Source organism: Ensifer sp. Root278 (assembly GCF_001429285.1).
GTDB lineage: Bacteria > Pseudomonadota > Alphaproteobacteria > Rhizobiales > Rhizobiaceae > Ensifer.
On the sequence record NZ_LMJJ01000037.1, the window covers coordinates 1 to 3267 of the forward strand.

General features: G+C 59.1%; 2 pseudogenes. Both read right to left on the reverse strand.

The annotated features are described in order from the left end of the window. Positions 1-116 precede the first annotated feature (116 nt). Positions 117-416: pseudogene (repC, locus tag ASE60_RS35815) on the reverse strand (replication initiation protein RepC); the annotation flags it as partial. 2472 nt (positions 417-2888) lie between these two features. Then, positions 2889-3267, reverse strand: a pseudogene (locus tag ASE60_RS21780) (recombinase family protein); the annotation flags it as partial.

Consider the following 3267-nt stretch of genomic DNA (forward strand, 5'->3'; position numbering starts at 1 on the left):
GTAGAAGGAGGTGGGCCACCCTAGCGTGAGTGACCGCCAGCGGAGCACGAGGAGCGCTGCCCGTTGGACCGAAGCGCTTCAGGAGGCGTGGTTGCTCCAATAAATGGATAATGGCGTTACCGCGCAGCAAGTCCCTGGGGGCAACGTGAGTTGTGCCAGCGCGCATCAGCCATCAGCATTGGCCAAAGTGAAAACTCGCCGCGCTCGGCCCTTCGCGTCAAATTGCGCTAATAGCCGCCGGCTGAATAGATGTGCCCCTGCCCTTTCGAGAATACACGCCATGACGGCGGCTGCATTCTCCGCTCCAAGAATTCCGCAGGCCTCTCATAGGCGCTCGGACTGACCCCGAGCATCGATCGAACCACGACAGCCGCAGACAAAAGGTCGCGCCAGGTCGCGACCGCACCGTTCGGGCCGCAATCGTGGCCCACCATGGCCAGATAATCCGTGAGGTCGAATAGCTCAAAACCCTGACAGCTGTCAGGGTTTTTTGGTCCTCGCCCGCCGGCGATCGTAGCCGCCACGTGAGGATGCCCGAAGATCAGACACCGAGCTGGGCTTGGAGACCACGGCATTTCAACGCTGCCGACGCGGCGGCTATCGGTCTGCGCGCGTAGTGAGATGAAGATGAAGCAGAGGGGCCGGCGTCCTTCTAAGCCTGGGTCTCTCTACAAAACCCTGACAGCTGTCAGGGTTTTGTACTCTCAGAACGGCGCCATCGTCGCCATGCGAAATATGCTGCCGGCTTACAAATTCGACGCCGGCGTGCGCGTCATAGTTCGCCTCGATCGTCTCAACTCTTTGCGCCCTGTCACAGATCTGCACACCTGCCCAGCGGGTAGTCGGAGGCCTGAGAGACCCAATAGAGCTTCGCATTCACTCATCCGCATTGAGCGAAAATCACATCCAAAACCTGACAGCTGTCAGGGTTTTTTGGTCCACCTGAGCCGACTATCGTAGCCGCCATGTAAGGATGCCCGAAGATTACACAGCGAGCTGCGGTCGAAGGCCAGGGCAACTCAACGCTGCCGACGCGGCGACTTTCCGTCTGCTCGCGTAATCAGATGGAGATGAAGCCAAGGGGCCGGCGCGCTTCTAAGTCGGGATTGGCTCTCTAAAAAACCCTGACAGCTGTCAGGGTTTTGTCATTTCAGCGAGTATGCGCTCAGCTGAGCTCCGCTTCATCAACTATACCGATCAGTGCATCGCGCCGCCTCCGGGGCCAACCAGGCGGCTTTCAATGACTTGAAGCCACGGTGCTTGCCGATGTTCCGAATGAAGTGGACCGAGCCCCCTTCGACCGGCGGTACGATAGCCATATGCCAGATGCATGGCCCGTGTATGGGGCACTCCGCGCCTAGCGCACCCGAATCCGAACCGACCCTTCGAAGCACACTGCCTCCTTTGAATCCTCGGCGGCGGCGAACTCCGCCATTCGATCCTCGGGAGGCGAATTCGATACTGAATGGAGCGTGCGGGCGACACGCACACGAGACATTGTCGAGATCGTCAGCCGCTACCGGATTAGGGCTGTGAAGTCACGCTGGGGCAAGGAGCAGAAAGACGGCTGGCGTCTCAGCGGTGAGCAGATTCCTCGGTCATCCTTCCGCCGCGATTAGAATTCCAGGTTGACTGAGGCCGATCGCAGCAATGGAGTTCATATGCGGTTTCGTTGTTTACTTCTGCGATCGCTTTCGCGATTTCAGGTCTCGGGGGGAGGGCGGACGCCTGTTCGATGTACGCCCCATTGGACCTTGACGATGTGTCCAATACGCTGATGTCGTGGTCGTGGGGACAATTCCGACTACCGCGTCGTCCTTGATCCCCATGTACGCGAGCGCCATAAATCGTTCGTCGCCAGAAACCCTGAACTTAACAAAACAGCCAAGGAGCCGTCAGGCTTCCTTTCCGATTTCGCCGATTTCAGATCGTGGTCGATGAGGTCTTGCTGGGTCAACCAGGTCATCTGCTTTCGTTGTCATGGGACAATTCAACTTTTGGCGAACCAAAGAGCCTGCCTTCCGGGCCATTTCTTATTGCCCTGCGGGACCCACATTCTCGCATTCCTCCGCTACGCGCAGTGTCGGCAACAGTTTCGCCGAACCCCGAGCTTGGCGCTTTGACATTGTTGCAAGCACCCTGTGCAAGGCCGTTTCTGTTCTCAGTTGACAGGAGGCCCATTTGCTTCGGGAGAAATTGGCACCGCTTGACCAGCGATAGCTTCATTGCCTGCGCCAATGGACAATGCAACGACTACTATCGCCCCCATGCTTGCTCGGGTACCCTAAAGCGATCGCCTCGGTCTCCTACGCGCGGTACCGAAGTAACGAGCGGACTATGCGGTGTCACCGGGGACCGCTCTGCCAACCACAATCTATCGTTAAAGAACATTGCAGCGGTCTGGGTGGAGATAACATAACGCACTCCAACCGAATGGCGACGCGTCACCAGAACCGCCAGCTCCGCGTCCAGACAAATGTGCCGAAGTTCTGCATTTGCCGTTCCGAGAGCCGTTGGCTAACGCCGCGACGCGATCAAGCGCCAATGCGTAGGCTGATCGACCGCAACTATGTCGGCCGCTAGCGGTAGGATCGCCACAATCGACATGCACCGAACGGCAACGCTAAGGCACGCGATCCGAGAAGGCAACGACGCCTGGACCACCGCCGCAAAGCGTACCGAGTCGAATAGGCCCACGATCGGGTGGCGGATAAAGCGGTGCTTGACGCAGATTTACCTTGTCAGTCTTCGAGGATCATCGGATCTCAATTAGCTGTTTTCCTGCGATGCGACATGGGCCAAGATCGGCGGACTCTGCCAGGTTCAGCGAGTTTTTCGCGTTATCCCAGAAAAAGACCGCGTGATCGGTCGGCTGATGAACCGGGCCCTCAGCGGCGGATAAGGCCGAAGCGGTGGGCTTCGTCCAGCAAGTCTCGAACGGAGGAGGGCTGCCACTCTTGCCGCCGCGCACAGGCCGTTCGCCCATCTGGTCCAGTTGCGCGGCAATGTCGCGAAGCGGCAGGTCGGGATCGGCAATGGCGATCGCCGCCACCAGCTTCATCAGATGGTCCTCGGGGGCGCGGCGAGGGGAGCGGGCCAGGAGGTCTTTTTCCGCGAGCTTTTCGCGGACCAGGCGATGAACGGCGCGTCGCAGGCGCTCGACGGTCATTCGTGACCGCGGCGATTGAGCACCCGCACGACATTGTCCCAACTGTGCTGGGGCCGGAGTTGCCGTACCATCGGCAACCACGTCTGCGCGGACGCAAT